The 22462-nt window shown below is 72.1% G+C and carries 22 protein-coding genes; 15 read left to right on the plus strand and 7 right to left on the minus strand.

The window, feature by feature from the left end:
• Positions 1-24: 24 nt before the first annotated feature.
• Entirely contained in the window at positions 25-618 is a 594-nt protein-coding gene (locus BM385_RS18920) for a GNAT family N-acetyltransferase (RefSeq protein WP_093843778.1), read from the minus strand.
• Positions 618-2030, minus strand: a complete 1413-nt coding sequence (locus BM385_RS28485) for an NsdA family TPR-like regulatory protein (RefSeq protein ID WP_496560006.1) — start codon at positions 2028-2030, stop codon at positions 618-620. The genes BM385_RS18920 and BM385_RS28485 overlap by 1 nt, the downstream gene beginning before the upstream one ends.
• A 37-nt stretch (positions 2031-2067) precedes the next feature.
• Between BM385_RS28485 and BM385_RS18930 the strand changes: the two genes are divergently transcribed.
• From BM385_RS18930 to BM385_RS18985, 12 genes are all read left to right on the plus strand, one after another.
• Complete coding sequence (locus BM385_RS18930) at positions 2068-2505, plus strand: ATP-binding protein (protein WP_093843780.1); 438 nt, start codon at positions 2068-2070, stop codon at positions 2503-2505.
• Positions 2495-2773 (plus strand): hypothetical protein, encoded by a 279-nt coding sequence (locus tag BM385_RS18935; RefSeq protein ID WP_093843781.1) that lies wholly within the window; start codon positions 2495-2497, stop codon positions 2771-2773. The genes BM385_RS18930 and BM385_RS18935 overlap by 11 nt, the downstream gene beginning before the upstream one ends.
• The gene (locus tag BM385_RS18940; protein WP_093843782.1) at positions 2770-3135 is read left to right on the plus strand and encodes a hypothetical protein; all 366 of its coding nucleotides are present in this window, start codon (positions 2770-2772) and stop codon (positions 3133-3135) included. Before BM385_RS18935 ends, BM385_RS18940 begins: the two co-directional genes overlap by 4 nt.
• Positions 3136-3184: 49 nt before the next feature.
• A complete protein-coding gene (gene tgmA / locus BM385_RS18945) occupies positions 3185-3475 on the plus strand; it encodes a putative ATP-grasp-modified RiPP (protein WP_093843783.1) in 291 nt (96 codons plus the stop codon).
• A gap of 3 nt (positions 3476-3478) precedes the next feature.
• Positions 3479-4447, plus strand: coding sequence for an ATP-grasp ribosomal peptide maturase (gene tgmB, locus BM385_RS18950; protein ID WP_093843784.1), 969 nt, complete (start codon positions 3479-3481; stop codon positions 4445-4447).
• Positions 4444-5619, plus strand: a complete 1176-nt coding sequence (locus BM385_RS18955) for a methyltransferase domain-containing protein (RefSeq protein WP_093843785.1) — start codon at positions 4444-4446, stop codon at positions 5617-5619. Before tgmB ends, BM385_RS18955 begins: the two co-directional genes overlap by 4 nt.
• A gap of 253 nt (positions 5620-5872) precedes the next feature.
• Positions 5873-8026 (plus strand): bifunctional glycosyltransferase/CDP-glycerol:glycerophosphate glycerophosphotransferase, encoded by a 2154-nt coding sequence (locus BM385_RS28265; RefSeq protein ID WP_175543038.1) that lies wholly within the window; start codon positions 5873-5875, stop codon positions 8024-8026.
• Positions 8023-9612 carry a glycosyltransferase family 2 protein gene (locus BM385_RS18965; RefSeq protein WP_093843787.1) on the plus strand — a complete coding sequence of 530 codons (1590 nt, stop codon included), beginning with the start codon at positions 8023-8025 and terminating at the stop codon, positions 9610-9612. The genes BM385_RS28265 and BM385_RS18965 overlap by 4 nt, the downstream gene beginning before the upstream one ends.
• Before the next feature lie 14 nt (positions 9613-9626).
• Positions 9627-10601 carry a UDP-glucose 4-epimerase GalE gene (gene galE / locus BM385_RS18970; RefSeq protein WP_019435209.1) on the plus strand — a complete coding sequence of 325 codons (975 nt, stop codon included), beginning with the start codon at positions 9627-9629 and terminating at the stop codon, positions 10599-10601.
• A 25-nt stretch (positions 10602-10626) separates the two neighbouring features.
• On the plus strand, positions 10627-11109 hold the full coding sequence (locus BM385_RS18975; RefSeq protein ID WP_093843788.1) for an ArsR/SmtB family transcription factor: 483 nt from the start codon (positions 10627-10629) through the stop codon (positions 11107-11109).
• Positions 11110-11118: 9 nt separating this feature from the next.
• Positions 11119-11925, plus strand: a complete 807-nt coding sequence (locus BM385_RS18980; RefSeq protein WP_093843789.1) for a M23 family metallopeptidase — start codon at positions 11119-11121, stop codon at positions 11923-11925.
• Between the two features lie 27 nt (positions 11926-11952).
• The gene (locus tag BM385_RS18985; protein WP_019435205.1) at positions 11953-12540 is read left to right on the plus strand and encodes a helix-turn-helix domain-containing protein; all 588 of its coding nucleotides are present in this window, start codon (positions 11953-11955) and stop codon (positions 12538-12540) included.
• A gap of 28 nt (positions 12541-12568) precedes the next feature.
• On the opposite strand, the gene BM385_RS18990 is transcribed toward BM385_RS18985, so the two are convergent.
• Both BM385_RS18990 and BM385_RS18995 read right to left on the minus strand, forming a co-directional pair.
• Positions 12569-12973 (minus strand): GtrA family protein, encoded by a 405-nt coding sequence (locus tag BM385_RS18990; RefSeq protein WP_019435204.1) that lies wholly within the window; start codon positions 12971-12973, stop codon positions 12569-12571.
• On the minus strand, positions 12970-14031 hold the full coding sequence (locus BM385_RS18995; RefSeq protein ID WP_019435203.1) for a glycosyltransferase family 2 protein: 1062 nt from the start codon (positions 14029-14031) through the stop codon (positions 12970-12972). The genes BM385_RS18990 and BM385_RS18995 overlap by 4 nt, the downstream gene beginning before the upstream one ends.
• Before the next feature lie 141 nt (positions 14032-14172).
• Between BM385_RS18995 and BM385_RS19000 the strand changes: the two genes are divergently transcribed.
• Genes BM385_RS19000 through BM385_RS19010 form a run of 3 tightly spaced genes read left to right on the plus strand, consistent with a single transcriptional unit; the run spans position 14173 to position 19638 of the window.
• Positions 14173-15720 carry a DUF6056 family protein gene (locus BM385_RS19000; protein WP_093843790.1) on the plus strand — a complete coding sequence of 516 codons (1548 nt, stop codon included), beginning with the start codon at positions 14173-14175 and terminating at the stop codon, positions 15718-15720.
• Positions 15717-18500 carry a bifunctional glycosyltransferase/CDP-glycerol:glycerophosphate glycerophosphotransferase gene (locus tag BM385_RS19005; RefSeq protein WP_093843791.1) on the plus strand — a complete coding sequence of 928 codons (2784 nt, stop codon included), beginning with the start codon at positions 15717-15719 and terminating at the stop codon, positions 18498-18500. The genes BM385_RS19000 and BM385_RS19005 overlap by 4 nt, the downstream gene beginning before the upstream one ends.
• 1 nt (position 18501) lies before the next feature.
• A complete protein-coding gene (locus BM385_RS19010; RefSeq protein ID WP_093843792.1) occupies positions 18502-19638 on the plus strand; it encodes a glycosyltransferase in 1137 nt (378 codons plus the stop codon).
• 46 nt (positions 19639-19684) lie between these two features.
• Here BM385_RS19010 and BM385_RS19015 read toward each other — a convergent pair whose 3' ends face one another.
• The 3 genes from BM385_RS19015 to BM385_RS19025 are packed head-to-tail and all read right to left on the minus strand — an operon-like array spanning position 19685 to position 22442.
• Positions 19685-20197: a hypothetical protein gene (locus BM385_RS19015; RefSeq protein ID WP_093843793.1), complete on the minus strand. Its 513-nt coding sequence runs from the start codon at positions 20195-20197 to the stop codon at positions 19685-19687.
• Positions 20198-20241: 44 nt separating this feature from the next.
• Positions 20242-22044, minus strand: coding sequence for an alpha/beta hydrolase (locus tag BM385_RS19020; protein WP_139275204.1), 1803 nt, complete (start codon positions 22042-22044; stop codon positions 20242-20244).
• Positions 22044-22442 carry a hypothetical protein gene (locus tag BM385_RS19025; protein ID WP_019435197.1) on the minus strand — a complete coding sequence of 133 codons (399 nt, stop codon included), beginning with the start codon at positions 22440-22442 and terminating at the stop codon, positions 22044-22046. Before BM385_RS19025 ends, BM385_RS19020 begins: the two co-directional genes overlap by 1 nt.
• Positions 22443-22462 lie beyond the last annotated feature (20 nt).

The raw sequence follows: 22462 nt of genomic DNA on the forward strand, positions 1-22462 counted from the left end.
CGGCCCCCTTGCGCATGGGTCAACTCAGGGCAGCAGCAAGTCCTGTTGCCCGCTCACGTGTGAACCTTCGGTCGACGAGGGTTCACGGATGCGGCGAAGCATGGCGGTGAGGACGGGCCCGTCGAGCGAGGGTTGCTGCACACTGATTTCCCGGTACCCCCAGGCCTCGTAGAGCGCCTTGACCTTGCCGTCTCCGGCGAGCGGGTTGACGAGGAGCGTGGCTTGTTCCTCGGGGCGTGCCGCGAGAAGCTCGTCGTGGATGCGGCGCGCGGCTCCGATACCACGCCAGGGCGTGCGCAGCATGATTTCCTTGACCGCGACGGTGGGGATATCGGTGCATCCGGCTGGAAGCGGCGTGGTCATGCGCCTCCACCAGCGGTCATCCGGCTGAAGGGTGTTGAGGTAGGCGTATCCGATGGGCTCGGTTCCATGGAATCCGATCACCGCCTCCCAGCCAGGCTCAGAAGCATGACGTGCCAGTCGTTCCCCGTAGCGCTCCACCGAGTAATGAGGCTCATGGAGACGGTCGGAGCGGACTTCGGCGTAGACATCGATGAGCATGTTCCACACGGCGTCGATCGCGGTCGCGTGACGGAGCTCGATCTCCCCGGAGTTCATTACCTTGTCCCTTCGCTGCTGTGGACATAGTCGTCCCAGGCCTGTGTCAACGGACTCGTGGGAGCGGTGATGCGCAGGGCATTGCCGAAGTTGTGCAGCATATTGCCGATGCGTGGGTGCTGGCCGGCCGGATTCTTGGGGATCGACATGGCAGTCGCTACCGCCGGTTCGAGATCCCCTTGACCGAGCTGGGCTTGCGCCAGCCGTGCCTTGGCGATCGCTTCACTGCGCTGCATGGTGGGCCGTAGCGCCGCAAGACTGCGGTGAGCATGGGCTTCGGCCTTCTCGTAGTCGCCGAGAGCGAGGTACGCCGCGAGGGCAAGACTTTCCAGTTCTGCCTGATCGTAGAAGGCGCTTATCCACATGGGACGCTGGGCCTCGGCATCAGCCTTGATGAGGGCTTCCTGCGCGTGTGCGAGTGATTGGCGCACTGCGCGGTGATCGCCTGTGAGTCCGTGAATCGCTGCGTGTCGCGCGTGTCCCAGAGAGGCGAACATGGGATCGCGCCTGGTGATGGAGAGAGATCGGGCCACGTCGTTCGCGGCCAGCGCGTCGGATGGGCGGTCCATATGGCGGTAGAGACTTCCGGCGTGCGACCAGATGCGGAACTGAATGCCGCCATCACCCGACATCGCGGCGAGACTGGACGCCCGGTCGAAGTGGCGTTGTGCGGCAGCGAAGCGACGCCCGTCAATGGCAGCCCACATCGCGCTTGAGGTGAATGATGCGGCGCATCCATAGAGAGCGTTACGCACCCGCTGGCTCGCGGTGCCTCTGCCCTGCAATGCCAGCGCCTCTCCCGCAAGAGCCGAAGCCTGGTTCTCGATGGTGAGCTTGCCACCGTAGCGGTGATCGCTGGCGATGATGACCGCGAACTTTGCGAGAAGGCGCTCCACGTCGCTCATACCGACATGCGATCGCGCCGCACGAGCTGGAGACGATGTCGCGGACAGGGCAGCGCCAGCAGAGACACTGATGAAGCGGCGACGCAGCATGGGATCAACCTCCGGCGGGGCCTGCGACCCGTCACGCTGCGCGAATCCCAGGCGGATGATGGGACAGTCGAAAACCTCCTCCAGAGCCTCCCGTTGTCGCCGGTGCGGCCATCGGGTTTTTCCGGTGAGCCAATTACGGACGGTACGGTCGCTTACGGTGCCCTCATACCCCGCACGCTGAAGAGCAGCGTTCACGGAGTCGGCCAATCCCGTTTGAGTCAGGCCGACCTCAGCCATGCGCACCCTGAGAGTGTCATTGACCTCCACAACCTCACGGTAGCCCTCCGGCTTCGTGCGCGGCGAATCAACGCAGCCGGAAATTTCCGGTTGCCGGTCTGGCACACGTCTGCTGGTTTTCCTGCCACTCCGCCCCCGCACGCCGTTCACTGAGCAGACGTCCGGCTGCGAGAACCCCATCAGCCACGGACATTGATCACTACCGGCTGGAGGTGTGATGAGGAATCCGGTGTTGGTTGCCCACAGCGAGAGGGTTTACGGGCAGTCCTTAACGGCGGATGCCAGGTGCATCGAGTGGTGGCGGCAGGAAGCGGCCGACGTGGTGCGGGCCTGGGGTGGCAGCCGGGACGCCGTTGAACTGGTGCGGCTGGGCGTGAGCGAACTCCTCTCGAATGTTCTGCGCCATGTCGGGGACCAGCCGCGCTGCTATCTGCGGATCGTGCTCATCGGCAGCGAGGTGACCGTGCAGGTCTTCGACCGCTCGGTCCGGATACCGGTCATCGGCGCGGCGCCCGACTGGGACGCGGAGGACGGCCGGGGGCTGTGGATGCTGCGGGAGATGGCCACCCGTTTCGGCTGCGAGCGCACCCGGCGCGGGCGCGGGAAGATCGTCTGGTTCAGCTGCGACCTCTCCGGAGGCTGCCATGCGCCATGACGAACCGCAGTGGGTCCAGGTGACGCTCGATGTGGCGTTGCACCAGGTGCAGGCATGGGACTTCATCGAGGTGGGCGGCCGGACGGAGCGGGTCGAGTCGGTGACCGTCCTGCACAACGGGCGACGGATCCACTTCATCCACGGCGGGAAGCTGACGCTGAGCACCGGCAGGGTCGTACGGGTGACCCGGACCGTCAGGGAGAGCGCACCAGCACAGGAACACGCCTCCCTCCCCCGGCCATCCGACTCCGAGGACCCGGCCTCATGACCGCTCCCACTCCCCTGGCCTGGCTGGTCGCCGAGGAGTTCACCGGCTGGTCCCGGACCGGCACCTGCTCGATGTGCCAGACCGAGGACGTACCGGTGGTCTGGGCGGGATCCGTGGTGGCCTACGGCCGTTCCCGGCCCGTACGGGCCTGCGCCACCTGCCTCGGCCGGCTGGCGCAGTTTGTTCGGGGCGAGGCTCCCGGGCCGTACGGCCCCACCCGGTACGCCAGCGGCGACTCCCGACTGCCGTCCGCCGCTTCCGCCCGCCCGACCACCACCGACCGGGCCTTCCACACGATCACCCTCCTGGGCATCACCGCAATGGCCGCCAGCCTCCTGCACACCTGGTGGACCATCCGCTGAACCACCCATCGAAGAACCGGAGATCTCAGCAAACAGAAGGAGACGCAGCATGAGCACCGCGCTCACACCCGCCCGTGTTGAAGGGGATGGGCCTCATCAGCGCCCGTTCGGCCTTCGCACGGCGAGGCCGATCACCCCCGAGAACACTATGTCCGTCCCGCAGACCACCTACTGTCCCGAGCAGCAGCTCGCTCTGACGGACGACGGCGTACCGCTCGTTACGGCCGCCGCCACCGGCACCACGTATGCCACCGACGCCGGGGCAACCAGGCGCGACATGCAGTGGTTCGACGACGCCGTTTCGGACAGCGACGTGGACGCGCCGGAAGAGGAGGAGTAGGGAATGACGGTCCTGGTGCTGACCCGCCAGTTGGTGGAGAGCCCGGCCGATCTTGTCGTCCACGAGCTGAACCAGCGGGGAGTCCCCGTACATCGGATCGACCCAGGAGACTTTCCCCGGCAGGTCATGCTCTCGGGCCGTATCGGTCCCGAGCACCACGACTGGACCGGCGGCTGGCGCGGTCAGCACCGGGAGCTGGCCCTCGGCGATGTCACGGCGGTGTACTACCGCCGCCCCAGTCCGCACGAGGTCGATCCCGCCCTCTCCGACGATGACGCCAGGTGGGCACGGTCGGAGGCGCGGGCCGCGTTCACCGGCATCGTGCAGTCGATGCGCTGCCGATGGGTCAACCACCCCCGGCACAACGTCATCGCGGACTCAAAGCCGCGAGCCCTGGCCACTGCCGCACGGAGCGGACTCCGTATCCCCGCCACCCTCATCACGAACGACCCCCGCGAAGCGCGAGCATTTGTCGCATCCCTGCCGAACAGAACGGCCGTGTACAAGCCGATCGCCCCACCGGGTCAGCGGGTGTTCAACGGGGAGAAGGCCGCCGTGTGGACGAGCCCGCCGCTGGGGCCGGATGACCTCACGGACGACATCGCCTTCACCGCCCACACGTTCCAGCAGTGGATCCCAAAAAAACACGAGGTCCGGCTGACTGTTGTCGGGGGGCACTTGTTCGCCGGTGAGATCCACGCCCACTCTGACGAGTCCCGCATCGACTTCCGCCGTGACTACGACGCGCTCACCTACCGGGTGTGCACCGTGCCGGATGACATCCGCTGCGGCGTCCAGCGCCTCATGTCGGCCTTCGATCTGCGATACGCCGCGCTGGACTTCCTCGTTGACCACGACGACACCTGGCATCTCGTGGACGTCAACCCCAACGGCCAGTACGGGTTCATACCCGAGCTGGCCCAACCCATCGCCCGCGCGATCGCCGATCTCCTGGAAGGAAGAATGTCATGACGGACACCGCCACGACTCGTGGCTTCGCAGCATCACAACCCGCACGACACCGGCTGACGCAGGAACTCGTCTCCTGCGGCGCCCTCCACAGCCCCGAGTGGATCTCCGCCTTCGAGGAGACGCCGAGGGAGGTCTTCACCCCGCGTTTCTGGCGTCGTCTGGAAGGAGGGGAGGAGAAGCTCTACGAGCCGCAGGACGCCGACTTCCTGGACACCGTCTACACCGATGACTCTCTTGTCACGAGGTGGGACCCGAACGGACAGGGCATCAGCTCCTCCACCATGCCGTCCCTGATGGCCTTGATGCTGGAGAAATTTCCGGTACGCAGCGGCGACCGCGCGCTGGAGGTCGGCACGGGGACCGGCTACAACCTGGCCCTGCTGTGCCACCGGCTCGGCGCCGACAACGTGACCAGCATCGACATCGACCCGGAACTCACCGCGACCGCCCGGGAACGTCTGGCCGACCTCGGGTACCAGCCGACCATCGTGACCGGGGACGGTCGCAGTGAACTTCCCGGGACCAGCGCCTACAACGGGATCCTCGCCACCTGTGCGGTCCGCCGGATCCCCACCGAGTGGCTGCGCGGAACCGCCCCGGGAGCTCCCATCGTGGTGAACATCGGCGCCGGAGTCGCCTGCCTGAGGAGGACTGCGGACGGCGGGGCCGAGGGGACTTTCCTGGAGGAGGCTTACGGATTCATGGATGCCCGTTCCTCACCGGACGAGCCGGCTGAGTCGCCCCTGGGCTACGTCGATCTGGTGAGGTCCACAGGTGGGAACCGGTCCGTGATCCCCCTTCCCTTGGGGATCGGTGATCCGCATGACTTCATGCGGCAAGTGCTCTTCGGCCACCCACAGGAGGTACATCTCAACGAGCCCGACGTTTTCGCGTTGCAGCTCACCGACGAGAACGGCCATCGCACCTACTGCCTCGCCCACCCCGCCTCCCGGTCGTGGGCCCGCATGACCCTGGAGAATGAGGCGGTGACCGTCCAGCAGGACGGCCCGCTGGCCAACCTCGCCTCCGACCGCATTCAGCGCCTCGCCGAATGGGACCGGGCCGGCCGCCCCGCCCCCGGTGCCTACCGGCTCCGTGTGGACAGCGACGGCCTGCACACCCTGTCGCGCGGTGACGGCGACGCCAGGAGGGAATGGGTCCTGCCCCGCTGACCTGACCGTCCGTTCCCAGGTCGGCGCGCGGACCCCCGTACCGGCCTGGTGGCGCCCCCACCCCCGCCCGGCAGCTCCACGCCCCATGGCACCGCCTTCTCCCGCCGCCCCGCAGGCGCCCCCAGACGTCCGGGTTGCTCCGAACGGACGGAGTCGGGGGCGACATCCCGGGCGCCCTCCCCCAAAACCCTCGCCACTTGAGGGATTGTCGGATGGTCCGTGTATTGCTCCCTCGTCCGGTGGATGTGGTGCCATGCCCCGCTTCAGCGTCATCATGACCGTCCACCGGGCCCCCGCCGAGCACCTGCACGCCGCCCTCACCTCCGTGCTCGGCCAGCGCTTCGCCGGCCTCGAACTCATCGCCGTCGACGACCCCGCCGACAGCGAGGCCGACGCCGTCCTGCGCGGCTACGCGGCGGCCGACCGGCGGCTGGTGCGGCTGCGGCTGCCCTGTCCGGTCGGCCCGGGCGCCGCCCGCAACGCCGGACTCGACCGGGCACGCGGCGCGTACGTCCTCTTCCTCGACGCCGCCGACACCCTCGCCCCCGGCGCCCTCCCGGCCATCGACGCCCGGCTGCGCGCCACCGGCGACCCCCAGCTGCTGCTGTTCCGCGACACCGCGACCGACCCCGACACCGGTCTGTACAGCGAACAGCCCCCCGAGGTGATGACCCTCGCCGACCGCCCCGGGCTGCTGTGGCTCGACCCCGCCGTTCACGCCCGCGCCCACCGCCGCGACCTCATCGACCGCCTCGGCCTGCGCTTCCCGCCCGGCCACTACGCGGATCTGCCGTTCAGCCAGCGCGCCCTGACCGCCGCCGGCTCGATCGCCGTCCTCGACCGGAGCTGCGTCCGCCGCGCCCCGTCGCCGGCGCCCGCCCACCGCCCCACCGGGCGCGCGCATCTCGACCTGCTGCGCCAGTACGACCGGCTGTTCGCCCAGCCCCTCCCCGCCCGCTGGCGCGCCCCGCTCTACCAGCGGATGCTCGCCGACCTCACCCGCCTCCACCAGCGGTCGGGGCTGCTCCCGCCCGCCGCCCGCGCCGAGTTCTTCCGGCATGCCGCCGCGCTCGGTGCCCGGCACCGCGCCACCTCCGGCGCCACCCCGCTCACCGACGGCCGGCACCGCGCCCGCCCCGCGCCCGCCCGCTGGCTGCGCGCCGGCGCCGCCTTCGCCGCCCGCGCCCGGCTCACCACCCGGCGCGCCGCCCGGGCGCTCGCGCCCCGCCTGCGGACGTACGGCCGGTGGCTGCGCGCCGCAGCACTGCGGCTGTACTACCGGCTGCATCTGCACCGACCCCTGCTCACCGACCTCGCCGTGTTCCTCCCCGCCACCGGCGGCTACGCCGGCCACCCCGCAGCGCTGGAGAGCCGGGTCCGCGCCCTCGCCCCGCACCTGCGCACCGTCTGGATCGCCGGGCCCGAGCACGCCCGCCACCTCCCCGAGGGCCCCCGCCGCCTCCACCCGGACTCCCCGGCCGCCGCCCGCGCCCTGGCCCGCGCCCGCTATCTCGTCAGCGACGCCCCCTTCCCCGCGCCCGTCCCGGACCACCCGCGCGCGGACCAGCACCGGCTCCAGACCCACCGCGGCACCCCCATCGCCCTCCCGCCCACCCCGCCCACCCCGGACGACCGGCAGACCGGCTGCTGGACCACCGCCCTGTCCACCGGCCCGCACGCCACCCGCGCCGCCCGCCGCGCCCACCCCGGCCCGTACACCCTGCTGGAGTACGGCTCCCCGCAGGCCGACCGGCTGCTCACCGCCGGCCCCGAGGACGTCCGCGCCGCACGCGCCGCGCTCGGCGTCCCGGACGGGGTACTCACCGTGCTGTACGTCCCGGCGTCCCGCCCGTACGAGCCAGGGCCCGGCATCCCGCACCTGGACGTGGCCGGCCTCGCCGCCCGCCTCGGGCCCGGCCATCTGCTGCTCAGCCGTGCCCCGCTCGGCCACCCGGCGCCCGGCGTCCGCGAGGTGCCCGCCGCCGGTCACCCCGACCTGATGACGCTCTGTCTGGCCGCCGATGTGCTGCTCACCGACTACCACCCGGTGATCTTCGAGTACGTCCTGCTGGACCGGCCGATCGTCGTCCACGCCGCCGACTGGGCCGACTACCGCACCGCGCGGGGCGTCTGCCTGGAACTGCCGGACTGCCCGCCCGGGCCGGTCACCCGCACCGAGGACGAGCTGCACGCCCTGTTCACCGACCCCGCCGCCGGGCTGTGGGACGCGCACGGGGCCCGGCTGCGGGCCGTGTTCCGGGCCGCGTTCAGCCCGCGCGACGACGGCCGCGCCGCCGAACGCGTCGTCCGCGAGGTCTTCCTGGACGGCCACGGGCTGCCCGCCGTCACACCGCCCGGCGCCCGCCGGGCGCACGACCCCGCCACCGACCCGGTGCCCGCCTCATGACCTCCCGCTCCATCAGCGTCGTCGTCATCGCCTACAACGACGCCGCCCACGTCGCCGACGCCGTCCGCTCCGCGCTCGACCAGGGCCCGGCGGTCGGCGAGGTCGTCGCCGTCGACGACGCCTCCACCGACGCCACCGCCACCGTCCTGGAACGGCTGGCCGCCCGCGAACCCCGGCTGCGGCTGCTGCGCCACGCCGTGAACAGCGGCGGCTGCGGCACCCCCCGCAACACCGGTCTGACGGCGGCGCGCGGCCGGTACGTGATGTTCCTGGACAGCGACGACGTCCTGCCGCCCGGTGCCGCCGCCGCCCTGCTGGCCGCCGCCACCCGCCACCGGGCGCCCGTCACCGCCGGTCTGTGCGTGCGCCGCGAACTGCCGGCCGGTACCGAACGCCCCTGGCAGCCCGCCCTGTACGCCGCGCCCGCCGTCCACGAGCTGCCGCGCGAGCACCCGGAGCTGGTGCACGACACGCTGTGCGTCAACAAGCTGTACGAGCGCGCGTTCCTGCGCGCCCACCAGATCACCTTCCCCGAAGGCCGCTTCCCCTACGAGGACTTCGTCTTCACCGCCCGCGTCCTGGCCGCCGCCCCCCGCCTGGCCGTCGTCCCCGACCCGGTGTACGTGTGGCAGGTACGCCGCCACTCCGCCGCGCTGTCCATCTCCCTCGACCGGGGCCGCATCGCGCACTGGGCCGGCCGGCTCGAAGCACACCGGCAGGCCGTCGAGGCGCTGCGCGCGGCGGGAGCGGAGCGGCTGGCGCGGGCGGCCCGCACCAAGTTCCTCGACCACGATCTGCCGCTGTACGTACGGGAGCTGCCCGCGCGCGGCGCCGCGTTCCAGCGCTGGTGGTGGTCTCTCACCCGGGCCCATCTCGCCGCGTTCGACCCGGCCGAGGTGGCGGCGGCCCGCCCCCCGCACCGCTGGCTGGCCGCCGTCCTGCTGGCCTCCCCTCTCCCGCGCGACCCGGCCAGGATGGCGGCGCTGACCGCCGACCCGCCCCGGCTGCTGCCGCCGCCCGCAACCGCCGGCGGGCGGCCGGTCTGGTCCGCCGACCTGCCCGGCGTCACCCTCGACGGCCTGGACGGCCTGCCGGTGGAGGCGCTGCCGCTGACGGTGGACGGCGCACTCGCCGGCCCCGGCGCGTGCCCCGTGCTGCGGCTGCGCGTCCACGAGCTGTACGGGCGGCTGGCGGCGGCCGGCGTCTACGGGGTGGACGTCGAGCTGCGCGACCGGGCGACGGGGCGGGTCGGGCAGCGGCGCAGCGTGGCGCTGTTCCCGGACGGGTCGGGCTGGGTCGCCGTCCCGCGGCTGGACCTGGCGGCGCTGCCCGCCTCCGGGGGCGGCCTGTCGGTGTGGGACGTGCGGGCGGTGGTCCGGTGTGCCAGGGGCCGGACCGTGGTCGCCGGCGTCCGGCCGGTGGGGCCTGCGCCGCGCCGTACCGTACTGCCCAGCCGGCGGCACGGGCTGCTGCTGGTGCAGCCGTACACCACGGGGCACGGCGCGCTCGCGGTGCGCACCGCGCCGGGCGTGCGCGGCGCGACCGGGGTGGCCGCGGCCCGACTGCAACGTCTGCTCAGAACCTGACTGGAGGAGTTCGGATGACGACGTTTCTGATCACCGGCGGCGCGGGCTACATCGGCGCGCATGTGGTGCGCGCCCTGCTGGCGGCGGGCGAGCGGCCGGTGGTGTACGACGATCTGTCCACGGGGGTACGGGCCCGGGTGCCGGAGGGGGTGCCGCTGGTGGAGGGCAGCACGCTGGACCGGGTGCTGCTGGACCAGACGATCGCCCGCCACGAGGTGGGCGGGGTGATCCATCTGGCGGCGAAGAAGCGGGTGGCGGAGTCGATGACGCAGCCGCTGCGCTACTACCGGGAGAACGTGCACGGGTTGCAGATCCTGCTGGAGGCGGTGCGCGGGGCGCGGATCGAGACGTTCGTCTTCTCCTCCTCGGCGTCCGTGTACGGGACGCCGGCGGACGGCCGTCCGGTGACCGAGGACACCGTGTGCGCGCCGATCAGCCCGTACGGCGAGACCAAGCTGATCGGCGAGTGGCTGGTGCGGGCGGCGGGGCGGGCGCACGGGATCTCCACGGCCTGTCTGCGGTACTTCAATGTGGCGGGCGCGGCCGCGCCGGAGCTGGGGGACACCTCGGTGGCCAATCTGATCCCGATGGTGTTCGAGCGGCTGGACGCCGGGCTGCCGCCGCTGATCTTCGGGGACGACTATCCGACGCCGGACGGCACCTGTGTACGGGATTACATTCATGTCGAGGATCTGGCGCAGGCCCATGTGGCGGCGGCGCGGGCGCTGGCGGAGCAGCCGTTCGCGGGCGATCTGACGCTGAACATCGGGCGCGGGGAGGGCGTATCGGTCCGGGAGATGGCCACCGAGATCGGCCGGCTGACCCATCACGAGGCGCTGATCCCGCAGGTGGCGGCGCGCCGGGCGGGCGATCCGGCGTGGGTGGTGGCGCGGACGGACGCGGCGGCCAAGCAGCTGGGGTGGAGTGCGCGGCGCGGGGTGCGGGAGATGATCAGCTCGGCCTGGGCGGGCTGGCGGTTTACTCGGTAATTACGTAAATGTAGAGTCCGGGGGTATGAGTGAGGAACTGGAAGCCAGGGTCGCCGCCCTGGAGCGCCGGATGGCGGCCCTGGAGGGCGGCGGCGCCGGGTTCTGGGCCCTGGAGGGCCTGAAGAAGCAGCTGGCGCCGGACGGGCCCGGCGGCGTGCTGTTCACCGGGGCGGCGCGGCTGCCCACCGACGAGGCGTACGAGTGGCAGTACGGGCTGACCACCGAGGATCTGCTGGCGATCGACTGGGAGCAGGCGGCCGAGTCGTTCGCGGCGCTGGGGCACCCGGTGCGGATGCGGCTGCTGCGCGAGATCGCACACGGCCGGCGCACCGTCGCCGAACTGGCCGCCCTGGAAGGGCTGGGCACCACCGGCCAGATCTACCACCATCTGCGCCAGCTGAGCGCGGCCGGCTGGCTGCACACCACCGGCCGGGGCCGCCACGAGATCCCGGCCACCCGCGTCATCCCCCTGCTGGTGGCCCTGGCCACCACCCGATCACCGAGCTGAGAGCCCCGCATGAGCACGTACCGCGTCTGCTTCTGGATATTCGTCGCCCTGGCCGCCCTGGAGGTCGTTCACGGCATCCCGGTGTTCCTGCCGTGGGCGTTCCTGCTGGTGGCGGTAACCTCCCAGTACCTCAGCACCCGCGCGCCCCGCCGCCACACCCCGCCGCCCGCGGTGGAGGTGGCGGCGCCGGTGACCGGACGCTGGCTGGCCCTCAACAGCCCGGCGGACAAGGTGCCCAGCCACGGGACGTACCAGTACGGGCAGAGCCACGCCATCGACATCGCCGCCGAGCCGGCGGACGGTTCGCGGCCCGCCTTCGGCTGGTGGCCGCTCTCCCGGCCGGCGCGCGCCTTCCCGGCGTTCGGCGCCCCGCTGCTCGCGGTGGCCGACGGCACGGTGGTCTCCGCCCGGGACACCCAGCGCGACCACCGCAGCCGCAACTCCTGGCCCGCGCTGCCCTATCTGCTGTTCGAGGGCCTCTTCCGCGATCTGGTCAGCGCGCGCCGGGTCATCGGCAACCAGCTGGTCCTGGACCTGGGGAACGGCACGTACGCGCTGTACGCGCATCTGCGGAAGGGCTCGCTGCGGGTGCGCGCGGGCGACCGCGTGACGGCCGGCCAGACCGTGGCGGAGTGCGGCAACACCGGCAACTCCTCCGAGCCGCACGTCCACTTCCAGCTGATGGACCACCCCGACCCCGCCCAGGCCCACGGCATCCCCTTCACCTGGACGGGGGTGGGCGTCCCGGCGAACCTGGAGACGTTCACCGCTCCCGACCCCGCGCCTGCCGTTCCCGGCAAGCGCCGTTTGCCATGAGCGGGACGGCGTGGTGGGCTGGCCGGTATGGAGTTCACGGAGGTCCTGGCCGAGGTCGGCGCGCGGTTGCGGCGGGTGCGGCAGGAGCGGGGGGTGACGCTGGCGGCGCTGTCGGAGGTCACCGGGATCTCCACCAGCACTCTGTCCCGGCTGGAGTCGGGGCAGCGACGGCCCTCGCTCGAACTGCTGCTGCCGCTGGCCAAGGCGTTCCAGGTGCCGCTGGACGAACTGGTCGGCGCCCCGCCGGTCGGTGACCCCCGGGTGCGGCTCGCCCCGCGCCGGATCCAGGGCGGACGTACCGTGCTGCCGCTGAGCGGCCGGCCCGGGCCGATCCAGGCGTACAAGATGATCATCCCGCCCGAGCCGGCGGGGCAGCCCGCCCCCGAACAGCGCACGCATGAGGGCTACGAGTGGCTGTACGTCCTGTCCGGGCGGCTGCGGCTGCTGCTCGCCGACCGGGACCTGGAACTGGGCGAGGGGGAGGCGGCCGAGTTCGACACCCGGCTGCCGCACTGGTTCGGCAGCGCCACCGAGCGTCCGGTCGAGGTGCTGAGCCTCTTCGGCGCCCAGGGCGAACGCATGCACGTCCGCGCCCGGCCCAAGAGCCGGCAGTAGCGCCGGCGGGAACGCAGGCCGGGCCGGCTCAGGGCGCGGTCCCCTCCCGGGGACGGGGCAGCAGGATGCGCCGGGACACCAGATACGTGACGGGCACGGCACCGGCGGCGGCCAGCAGCGGGGCGGTGGTGCTGTTCAGCCCGGCGCCGCTGACCAGCAGATACAGCCCGGCGCTCTGCGCGAGGTAGTTGGTGAGCTGGGTGAGCGGGAAGAACGCGAACTTCCGCCAGCTGGGGCGGGTGCGGTAGGTGAAGTAGGTGTTGAGGAAGAAGGAGCCGACCATGCTGGCGAGGTAGGCGAGGGTGAAGGCCGGGAAGTACGGCAGCCAGCGGTGCAGTGGGAGGTAGCAGAGGTAGAAGGTGCCGGTGTTGACGACACCGATGAGGGCGAACCGGCCGAACTGCGCCAGCCGGTCCGCGTCGGGCCTTCTCACGGCTCCAGGTCCTCGGCCGGCACCGCCGCCGGACCCGCGCCCGTACCGGTACCCGGATCCGTACCCGCGCCCGTTCCCGGATCCGCGCCCCTCCCCGTACCCGACCCCGGGGCGGCCGTCCCCGGGGCGGCGCCGACCTCGCCCGTCTCCTTCACCAGATAGTGCGGCCGGCGCTTGGTCTCGTAGTAGATCCGCCCGATGTACTCGCCGATCAGCCCGAGCATCAGCATCTGGAGCCCGCCGAGTCCGGCGATGATGGCGACCAGCGTGACGTACCCGGGCACCGAGACCCCGCCGGTCAGCGCCGTGACGACCACCCACGCGGCGTACGCCCCGGCCAGCGCCGCCAGGGCGAGACCAGTGTGGATGGCGAGCCGCAGCGGGCGGTTGTTGAACGAGATCAGCCCGTCCATGCCGTAGTCGAGCAGCGAGCGGAACCGCCACCGGCTGCCCCCGCCGCCCTCCCGTTCCGCGTCCCGGCAGTCGAAGGTGACGGTGTCGAAGCCGATCCACGAGAACAACCCCTTGGAGAAGCGGTTGCTCTCCGGCAGGGCCAGCAGCGCGTCCACCGCCGCCCGCGACAGCAGCCGGAAGTCGCCGACCCCGCTGGCCAGCGGCACGTCCACCCACCGGTTGACGGCCCGGTAGTACAGCCGGGAGAGCAGTCCGCGCACCGCCTTGTCGCAGGAGCGGTCGCGCTTGGCCACCACCTGGTCGTGCCCCTGGCGGTGGAGTTCGAGCATGCGCCCGATCAGCTCGGGGCGGTGCTGGAGGTCGGCGTCCATCAGGACCACCGCGTCCCCGCGGGCGGCGCGCAGGCCGGCGAGCATCGCGGCCTCCTTGCCGAAGTTGCGGCTGAAGGAGAGGTACCGGGTGTTCGCCGGGTGTTCGACGCGCAGCGCGCGCAGCCGGGTGAGGGTGTTGTCGGCGCTGCCGTCGTCCACGTAGCACAGCTCGTAGCCGACGCCGAGGCGGTCCAGGCTGGCGCGCAGTTGCTGGTCGAAGCGGTCGATGACGGCCTCTTCGTTGTAGCAGGGGACGACGACGGACAGCCTCATGCGGCAGCTCCCCTTCTCGGATGTCCCGCAGGTCCGGCACAACGCGCGGGGTCCGCGCTGCCGTGGACAGCCCGGCGTGCCTCAGTATGGTGCAATGCACCTATTTGATCCCATTTACGACATGCAGAGGAGGGCGTCCGGGTGACACCGCGCACCGCCGCAACGCGCCGCCGCCCCGCCCTCGCGGTGGGCGCCGCAGCCGGCGCGCTGCTCGTCGTGAGCGCCGCCCTCGGCCGGTACGTACGCCCCACCTCCGACGACTGGTGCGCCGCCTGGAAAACCCGGGAACTGGGCATCCACGGCATCACCTGGGACTTCTACACCACCCAGAACGGCCGGGTGGCCAACGCCTTCCTCAACGGGGTCACCTACACCGCCGGGCTCCTCGGCCCCCAGCTCCTGCCCACCCTCCTGCTGCTCGCCCTCACCGGCGGACTCGTCGTCCTCGGCCGCACCCTGACCGTCCGCACCGGCCGCGAGGCGCCGCTGCCCGCCCTCGTCGCCGCCGCCCTCGTGCTGCCCGCCCTGCTGGTGTACGCCTCCCCGCTGCCGTACCAGACCCTGCTGTGGGCGCCCGCCACCATCTCCCACACCCTGCCCGCCATCATCGGCCTCTGGCTCGTCAACGCAGCGCTCTGGGCGCAGCGGCGCGGCCGGCGCGCCCGCCGCACCGCCATCGCCTGCGCCCTGGCCGCCGGGGTCTTCCTCGGCACCCTCAGCGAGGCGTTCTCCGCCGCCGCCGGCGTTCTCGCCGCCCTGGCCGCGCTCGCCGCCCTGCCCCGGCGCCGTACCCGGGACGGCCGGTACGTCCTCGCCTGGTGCACCGCCGGCTGCCTCGGCCTGGCCGCCGGGCTCGCGCTGCTGTACACCTCACCCGGGGCGCGCGCCCGGCGCCGCGTCCACCCGCCGCCCGGCGACCCGTTCTCCACCACCGAACTCACCGCCACCGTCCGCGACTGGCTCCGGGTGTGGGAGTGGATCGCCGGCTCGGCCGGCTCCTGGGTCTGGCTCGGCGCCGCCACCGCCGGGCTGCTCCTGGGCCTGGCCCTGCGCACCGCCCCGCTGGCGCTGCCCCCGCTCGCCGCCCCCGACCCGCCGCCCGCCGCCACCGCGGCCACCGCCGCCACCCACGGGCCCGGTGCCGACGCGGGCCGGGTCGCCCTCCCCGGCCGGCTCGCCCTCGCCGCCCCGGCCCTGGCGGTCGCCCTCGCCTCCCTCGCCGTCGTCGCCGCCCTCCGCGTCGGCTACGGGCCGAGCGGCTGGACGTACTACCGCACCTGGAACAGCTTCCTGCTCCCGCTGCTGCTCGCCCTCTGCCTCTACGGCCTGCTCGCCGGCCAGGCGCTCGCCACCCGGCTGCGGCGGCCCCGTACCCGTACCGTGGCGGCCCTGCTCACCACCGCCGCCACCCTCGCCGCCCTGGCCGGGCTCCTCCCCGAGGTACGGGCGCTCACCTCCGAGACCCGCGCCCGCGCCGCCGCCTGGGACGCCCAGGACGCCCGCATCCGCGCCGAAACCGCCGCCGGCGCCACTACCGTCGGCTACCAGCCCCTGCACATCGCCGGGCTCACCGAGCCCTTCATGGCGAAGAACGCCGCCGGCGACTGGGCCGCGCGCTGCGTCGCCGGCTTCTACCACGTGGACCGCATCGAACCGCTCACCCCCCACCGAGGAGGCGGAACCCCATGACCGACACACCGCTGACGCCCGACGTCACGGTCGTCGTCATCGCCTACAACGACGCCCGCCGGCTGCCCCGCGCCGTGCACTCCGTACTGCGCCAGACCCTCAACAACCTGGAGGTGATCATCGCCGACGACTGCTCCACCGACGACACCCCCGAGGTCGCCGCCGGGCTCGCCGCCGGCGACCCCCGGGTGCGCGTCATCCGGCTCCCGGAGAACAGCGGCGGCTGCAGCGCCCCGCGCAACGCCGGCATCGACGCCGCCCGCGCCCCGTACCTGATGTTCCTCGACAGCGACGACGAACTGCCCCGGCACGCCTGCAAGTCGCTGCTGCTGACCGCCGAGACCACCGGCGCCGACTTCGTCACCGGCGAGGTCACCCGCGTCCACGAGGACACCGGCGCCACCGGCCTGTGGTACCCGGAACTCTTCGACAGCGACGTCCGCGTGGTGGACGGCATCGGCCAGGCGCCCGAGTTCTTCACCGACCACCTGTCCACCAACAAGCTGTACCGCGCCGCGTTCATCGCCCGCCACCGGCTCCGCTTCCCGGCCGGCATGCACTACGAGGACCAGCTGTTCACCGCCAAGGCGTTCACCCTCGCCGACCGGTTCGCCGTCGTGCCCTGGCCCGTCTACACCTGGTACCTCGCCCACGACCCCGGCCAGCTCTCCATCTCCTCCAGCCGCCACAAGATGGCCAACGTCCGCGACCGCGTGCACGCCGCCCGGCTCATCGACGCCTTCCTCACCGAGAGCGGCAACATCGCACTGCGCCCCGCCAAGGACGCCAAGTTCCTCCGCCACGACCTGCGGCTCTACCTCGGCGACCTGCCGTTCCGCGACGACGACTGGATCCGCGAGTTCACCGGCGTGGTCGGCCCCTACCTGGAGAGCGGCATCACCGAGGAGGCCCGCACCGGCCTCCCCCGCGAACAGCGCGTGTGCCAGTACCTCCTCACCGCCGGGCGCGTCGAGGACGCCCGCACCGCCGCCCGCGCCCTCGGGCGCCCCCTGCTCGCGCCGCGCGCCGTCGTCCGCGACGGGGAGCGCACGTACTGGGGCGACCACCTGCCCGACGACCCCGCCGCCCTCGCCGAACTCGACATCACCGAGTGGCGCATGGCGGACCAGCCCTTCACCTCCCGCCCCATCCGGCACGAACTCACCCGGGTCACCACCGACGGCCCCCGGCTCCGGCTCGGCCTGCGCACCTACGACCCGGCCCGGCTGCTCGCCGACCCCGACGGCATCACCGCCGCCCTGTGGCTGGCCGCCGCCGGCGAACCCCTGCGCGTCCCCTTCGGCTACGTCCCGGCAGGGCCCGACCGCTACGAGGCCGAACTGGAGGTGGACCTGCGCAAGGTGCCGCTCGCCGCCAAGGGCTTCAAGGGCCGCCGCCACCCGGTGATCGCCCTGGAGCGCCTCGGCCTGCGCCGCACCGACACGCTGCTCGCCCCCACCGATCTGCCCGCCCGCCGCACCCGACTCGCCGGCCACGCCATCACCGTCGCCCCCGAGGAACGCGGCGCCGGACGCCTCGAACTCACCTGGTCCCGCTCCGGACTGCTCGCCGGCGCCGAAGCCGTCGCACCCCGCCTCGGCCCGGTCCGCGCGAAAACCGCCCGCCTGGGCCGCCGGCTCTCCGGCCCGCGCCTCAAAGCCCTCACCTACCAGGAACTCAAACGCCTCCCCCGCGACCGCGACCTGGTGATCTTCGAAGCCCTCGAAGGGCGCGGCTACGCCGACAGCCCGCGCTACATCTACGAGGAACTGGTCCGGCGCGGCCTCCCCCTCAACGCCGTATGGGCGTACGCGGGCGACCCGGCCGGCTTCCCGCCCGGCGTCCCCCTGGTGCGGCGCGGCAGCTGGGAGTACGTCCGCACCCTGGCCCGCGCCCGCTACTGGGTCGACTCGCACGGCTTCCCCACCGCGTACGGCAAACCGCGCGGCACCCGCTACCTCCAGACCTGGCACGGCCAGGCGTTCAAACACATGGGCTTCGACATCCCCGACCTGCGGTTCGGCACCCCCGAACGCCAGCAGCAGCACCGGGACGCCGTCGCCCGCTGGGACCTGCTCATCGCCCCCAGCGAGGAGTTCGAACGCACCTTCGTACGCGCCAACGGCTACACCGGCGAACTCCTGCGCTGCGGCCTGCCGCGCAACGACGTGCTGGTGCGCTGGCGCGAGGTCGAGGCCAGGGACCGGGCCCAGGCCGCCCGGGTACGGCTCCAGATCCCGGACGGGCACAAGGTCCTGCTGTACGCGCCGACGTTCCGCGACGGCGCGCGCGGCACCGGCGACTCGATCCGGGTGGACCTCCAGCGGCTCGCCACCGGCATCGGCCGCGACTGGACGGTGGTGGTGCGCCCGCACTACTACGAACGGTTCGAGGTGCCGCGCGAGGTCGCCCCGGTGGTACGCGACGGGCGCGGCTTCCCCGACATCAACGATCTGCTGCTCGCCTCGGACGCGCTGCTGACGGACTACTCGTCGCTGATGTTCGACTACGCCAACCTGGGCCGGCCGATCCTGCTGTTCGCCGACGACTACGAGCACTACCGCAACAGCGCGCGCGGCACCTACTACGACCTGCACGAGATCGCCCCGGGACCGGTCCTGACCGAGACCGGCGAGGTCATCGAGGCGATCAGCGACCTGGACCGGGTGCAGAAGGAGCACGCCGACCGGTACGCCGCCTTCCAGCAGCGGTTCACCACCTACGAGACCGGCGGCGCCAGCTGGGCCGTAGTGGAACGCTTCTTCGAGGGGATGCTCTGAGATGAAACACCGCAACGTCTTCCTCGTCGGCATCGACGTCGACTCCATGGGCGGCTCCCAGCGCGTCCTGCACACCCTCGCCCAGGGCTTCGCCGGGCGCGGACACCGCGTCGAACTCGTCGGCATCCGGCCGAGCCCCGAACCGCACACCTACGTCGCCGACCCCGGCTACCGGCACACCACCCTCTACCCCGAACCCTCCCCGCGCCCCTGGCGGCCCGCCACCTTCGCCGAACGGCTCAACCCCTCCCGCATCAGGGAACAGCGCGCCCGCGCCGAACACCGCGAGGCGGCGGTCGAGAAACTGAACGCCCGCTTCGCGGACGTCCCCCACGGCTACGTGATCATCGGCTCCCCGTGGGCCGCCGACTGGCTGCGCGCGGTACGCCGGCCCCACCTGAAGGGCGTCGGCCAGTACCACGAGTCGTACGAACAGGCCCGCGCCTCCGCCAACCTGCGGCTGATCCTGCGCCACTACCCGGAGCTGGAGAAGTCGGTCTTCCTGAGCGAGGGCGACGCCGCGCGCTTCCGCCGCGACCGGCTGCCCAACGCCGCCACCATCCCCAATCCGCTGCCGTTCAGCCCCGGCCCGGCCGCCCGGCTGGACACCCGCCGCATCGGGGCGGTGGGCCGGCTGGAGCCGGTCAAACGCCTCGACCGGCTGATCGACGCGTTCGCGGACACCGGCGAGCGGGACTGGGAACTGCACCTGTTCGGCGACGGCCCGCTGCGGGACACCCTGGCCGAGCACGCCCGCTCGCGCGGGGTCGCCGAGCGGGTCCACTTCCGGGGCAGCGTCGGCGACATGGCGGCGGCCTACCGCGAACTGTCCCTGCTCGCCCTCACCAGCGACCGCGAAGGCCGCCCGATGGCGGTCGCCGAAGCGGCGGCGTGCGGGGTCCCCACGGTGAGCTTCGACCTGTCGGCCGGCGTCAGAGAATTGATCAGGGACGGCCACACCGGCACCCTGGTCCCCCCGGGCAACACCGACGCCTTCGCCCAGGCCCTCACCGCCCTGATGCGCGACACCCCCCGCCGCCACCACTACGGCGCGGCAGCCCGCACCCACGTCTCGGGCCTGGACCTGCCGCGCATCCTGGACCGCTGGGAATCCCTCTTCGAAGAAATCGACCGCTGACGCCGGACAGCCCGGGCCCGCTCCGCCGACGGCGGAGCGGGCCCGGTCAGTAGGAGCCCTTGGGGCTCTCCCCCTCCGGGGTACTGAAGCAGGCGGAGACCACGGTGACGTGCAGCATGGAGTCATCGTCCGTCTTGCCCCTGAGCATGACGTGAGCCGCGTACTCGACATCCCGGTTCTCGAAGAGAATGACGGGGGAACGGTTGGCGTTGTTCGCCTCTCCTTCCTCGATGATCTCCCATCCCTCTTGTGGCAGTTGTTCCCTGAGCCGTTCCATGCCCTCGCGCAGGACGTCCCGCGAGACACCGGAGATGGACCAGGGGTGATGCATCGTGTACAGCCGCTCCATGTCGGGATCGGCCTCGCACGTGGTGACACCCGGCCCCGGCTCCGATGTCTCTCCCCGCACGGAAGCGATGTCGAACAACTGACTGGAGATGTCCCTGGCCTCAGCTCGGGCGTCTTCCACGGACTTGACGGCGGGCGTGTAGTCCAGCTTCCCGCTGTTCGATCCCAGCACCGATGAACACCCCGTAGCCAGCGACGCGATAATGGTCATGGCAGCGATCACCTTCCCCTGTGGTGATCGCCTTTGCGACGACATCACTTCAGGAACACCTCGTCGTACTGGCCGACGACGACGGACGCCTGGTTGTGCAGGTCGACCGAGCCCTCATTCCAATACCCGCTGTGCACTCCCAGCGCGTCGGATTGCATGTGGTTCCCCCCAAACTCATTCATGGTCGGCACGATGGGCCTGAAGTGCGGGCCCATCGGCATGCCGAACAACCCTTCGCCATAGAGCTCGAACTCCCAGCGGCCGTGGGCGGGCGCCCCCAGAATCGGAACCGGGTCGCTGAAGGAACCCAAGGACCATACATGGTCCTCCCCGACCCCGAGTTCCCTCGCGTGATTCACCGTCATCCCTGGACTTCCGGCAACGATGATGTCGTCGACCGCAAGCTGCTCCTGCTGTGAGGCGACCCCCACGACCGTACTTCCGTAGCTGTGGGCGATCACGGTGGTGTGACTGGCCTCCGCACCGCCTTGCGCGACTTGAAGGCCAGTGGCAAAGCTGTTGAACAGCGGTGCTCCCGCCTCGGCGAAGCTCCGTTTCGCCGCCTCGGGGACGATACTCTGCGGGGCGTCATAGCCGATCCAGGTGATGGTGGATACCTCGCCTCCACCCAATGTCTCAGTAGTGCGCCACAGGTCCGTCATTCTCCTGATGTCACCCTCGGACTCCGAGAGCCGCGATGTCGTCCCCGGTACGTACACCGCGGTGTGATCGGCTGTGTCAGGGTTTCCGTTGGCGATGATGGCGTGGCCGAGGCCTTCGGTGTCGAAGCCGAGAAGGTAGGCCTCGGGAAGATTGTTCTCGCCCGTCATCGCGAAGCGTTCGTTGATGGCATCGATTCCGGTCAGCTGACCGGCGAGTAGTTCCCGCCGCTGATTCCACTCGGCCCACTCGTCCGAGACCGTGCGGACCGACACGCCTTCCTTCTGGCTCGTGCTGTACGCGTACTTCTCCGGCTCCGCCCGCAGCAACGCGTCCAGTTCCTCCCGCAGCCGGGCCTCCTCCACCTGGAGGACCGCGCGGTTGGCCGTGTCGCGGGTGGTGGTGGGGAGGCCGTCCAGGGTGCCGATTTCGGCGGGGTGCAGGGAGAGGTATGCCGCCTGTTCCTCGTCCGTCAGGGCGGCCCACCATGCGGCGTTTTCCGCCGGGGTCGCACCGGACGGGATGGCGGACGCGTCCGCGATGCCCAGGATCGAGGTGGCCGCCGTGGTCAGGTCCGCGTGGGCGTCCCGCCACATCGCGTCGGTGACGGCGATCCCGCGGTCGCAGATCAGTTCGCGCAGGGTGCGTGCGTAGCGGGTGTCGGTGTCCGTCGCCCGCTGGAGTGCTGCGCCAATCGTGTTGGCCAGCTGCTGGGCCGTCTCCCGGTGGCCGGGGAAGACCAGGGACAGGCCGTCCAGGGCGCGGTCCAGCAGGCCGGCCGCGGGGGTGGCCGTGCCGGCCTCCTGGCGGACGCTGCCGTCCTCCGCGAGGGTTTCGGGGTAGCCGACCGCGCCCGCGTCGTCCACCGGGTAGCCGTGGGCCGCCGCCTCGTCCAGGGCGGTGCGCAGCCGGGCCTTGGCTTCCGCCAGTTCTTCGGCCAGGCCCAGCAGCGCCGCGTGGACCAGGCCGGTCTGCAGCCTCGTGTACTCGCAGTTGTCCGCGATGAGCTGGAGCCGGGTCTCGGCGGCCGTCGCCGTCTCGCCCACCAGTTTTTCCCGCAGCGGGGCCAGCAACTGCCGGTCCACGTGGGCCCGGCCGTGCTCGCCCCACTCGACGGCCGTGTGCCAGTCGGCGGCCCGCGCGGTCAGGGTGTCGGTGCGCAGGTCCCGCAGCCGGGACACGGTCATCACCGGGCGCCGTCCTCGGTCAGCAGCTCGTCGGCCCAGGACGGGGCCGCCCGCTGGAGTTCGGCCCGTGCCCCGGCCTCGGTCTCCGCGAAGCCAGTGGCCGAGGCCGTGAAGCCCTCGTCCAGCCGGGCGCACTCCGCCGCCACGTCGCCGAGCCGGTCCCGCCAGGCGCTCAGCACCGACCGCAGCGCCGCCTCCGACTCCAGCTCCGCGCCGGTCTCCTCGGCGTCCCCGGCCAGCCGGGGCAGGACGTCCCGGGTCAGCCCGTCGCCCAGGGCCCGCACCTCGGTCCCCAGCCCGGTCAGCGTCGCCCCGTCGACCGCCAGGTCGAACAGGCCGCCGCCGTCCGCGCCCTCCGGCGCCGGGCCCTCGTCCCAGCCGTTGAGTCTCGTCCGCACAGCCCCTCCCCTCCCGTACC

This window comes from Streptomyces harbinensis, from assembly GCF_900116145.1.
In the GTDB taxonomy this organism is placed as follows: domain Bacteria; phylum Actinomycetota; class Actinomycetes; order Streptomycetales; family Streptomycetaceae; genus Streptomyces; species Streptomyces carpaticus.

What these genes read in the sequence shown, in the direction of transcription:
- BM385_RS19005 (WP_093843791.1), top strand. Translation starts at nt 15,717, where the DNA reads ATGACCGACACACCGCTGACGCCCGACGTCACGGTCGTCGTCATCGCC.
- BM385_RS18985 (WP_019435205.1), top strand. Translation starts at nt 11,953, where the DNA reads ATGGAGTTCACGGAGGTCCTGGCCGAGGTCGGCGCGCGGTTGCGGCGG.
- BM385_RS18920 (WP_093843778.1), bottom strand. Translation starts at nt 618, where the DNA reads ATGAACTCCGGGGAGATCGAGCTCCGTCACGCGACCGCGATCGACGCC.
- galE (WP_019435209.1), top strand. Translation starts at nt 9,627, where the DNA reads ATGACGACGTTTCTGATCACCGGCGGCGCGGGCTACATCGGCGCGCAT.
- BM385_RS28485 (WP_496560006.1), bottom strand. Translation starts at nt 2,030, where the DNA reads ATGGGGTTCTCGCAGCCGGACGTCTGCTCAGTGAACGGCGTGCGGGGG.
- BM385_RS18930 (WP_093843780.1), top strand. Translation starts at nt 2,068, where the DNA reads ATGAGGAATCCGGTGTTGGTTGCCCACAGCGAGAGGGTTTACGGGCAG.
- BM385_RS19015 (WP_093843793.1), bottom strand. Translation starts at nt 20,197, where the DNA reads ATGACCATTATCGCGTCGCTGGCTACGGGGTGTTCATCGGTGCTGGGA.
- tgmA (WP_093843783.1), top strand. Translation starts at nt 3,185, where the DNA reads ATGAGCACCGCGCTCACACCCGCCCGTGTTGAAGGGGATGGGCCTCAT.
- BM385_RS18965 (WP_093843787.1), top strand. Translation starts at nt 8,023, where the DNA reads ATGACCTCCCGCTCCATCAGCGTCGTCGTCATCGCCTACAACGACGCC.
- BM385_RS19010 (WP_093843792.1), top strand. Translation starts at nt 18,502, where the DNA reads ATGAAACACCGCAACGTCTTCCTCGTCGGCATCGACGTCGACTCCATG.
- BM385_RS28265 (WP_175543038.1), top strand. Translation starts at nt 5,873, where the DNA reads ATGCCCCGCTTCAGCGTCATCATGACCGTCCACCGGGCCCCCGCCGAG.
- tgmB (WP_093843784.1), top strand. Translation starts at nt 3,479, where the DNA reads ATGACGGTCCTGGTGCTGACCCGCCAGTTGGTGGAGAGCCCGGCCGAT.
- BM385_RS18975 (WP_093843788.1), top strand. Translation starts at nt 10,627, where the DNA reads ATGAGTGAGGAACTGGAAGCCAGGGTCGCCGCCCTGGAGCGCCGGATG.
- BM385_RS18940 (WP_093843782.1), top strand. Translation starts at nt 2,770, where the DNA reads ATGACCGCTCCCACTCCCCTGGCCTGGCTGGTCGCCGAGGAGTTCACC.
- BM385_RS18935 (WP_093843781.1), top strand. Translation starts at nt 2,495, where the DNA reads ATGCGCCATGACGAACCGCAGTGGGTCCAGGTGACGCTCGATGTGGCG.
- BM385_RS18995 (WP_019435203.1), bottom strand. Translation starts at nt 14,031, where the DNA reads ATGAGGCTGTCCGTCGTCGTCCCCTGCTACAACGAAGAGGCCGTCATC.
- BM385_RS18955 (WP_093843785.1), top strand. Translation starts at nt 4,444, where the DNA reads ATGACGGACACCGCCACGACTCGTGGCTTCGCAGCATCACAACCCGCA.
- BM385_RS19020 (WP_139275204.1), bottom strand. Translation starts at nt 22,044, where the DNA reads ATGACCGTGTCCCGGCTGCGGGACCTGCGCACCGACACCCTGACCGCG.
- BM385_RS18980 (WP_093843789.1), top strand. Translation starts at nt 11,119, where the DNA reads ATGAGCACGTACCGCGTCTGCTTCTGGATATTCGTCGCCCTGGCCGCC.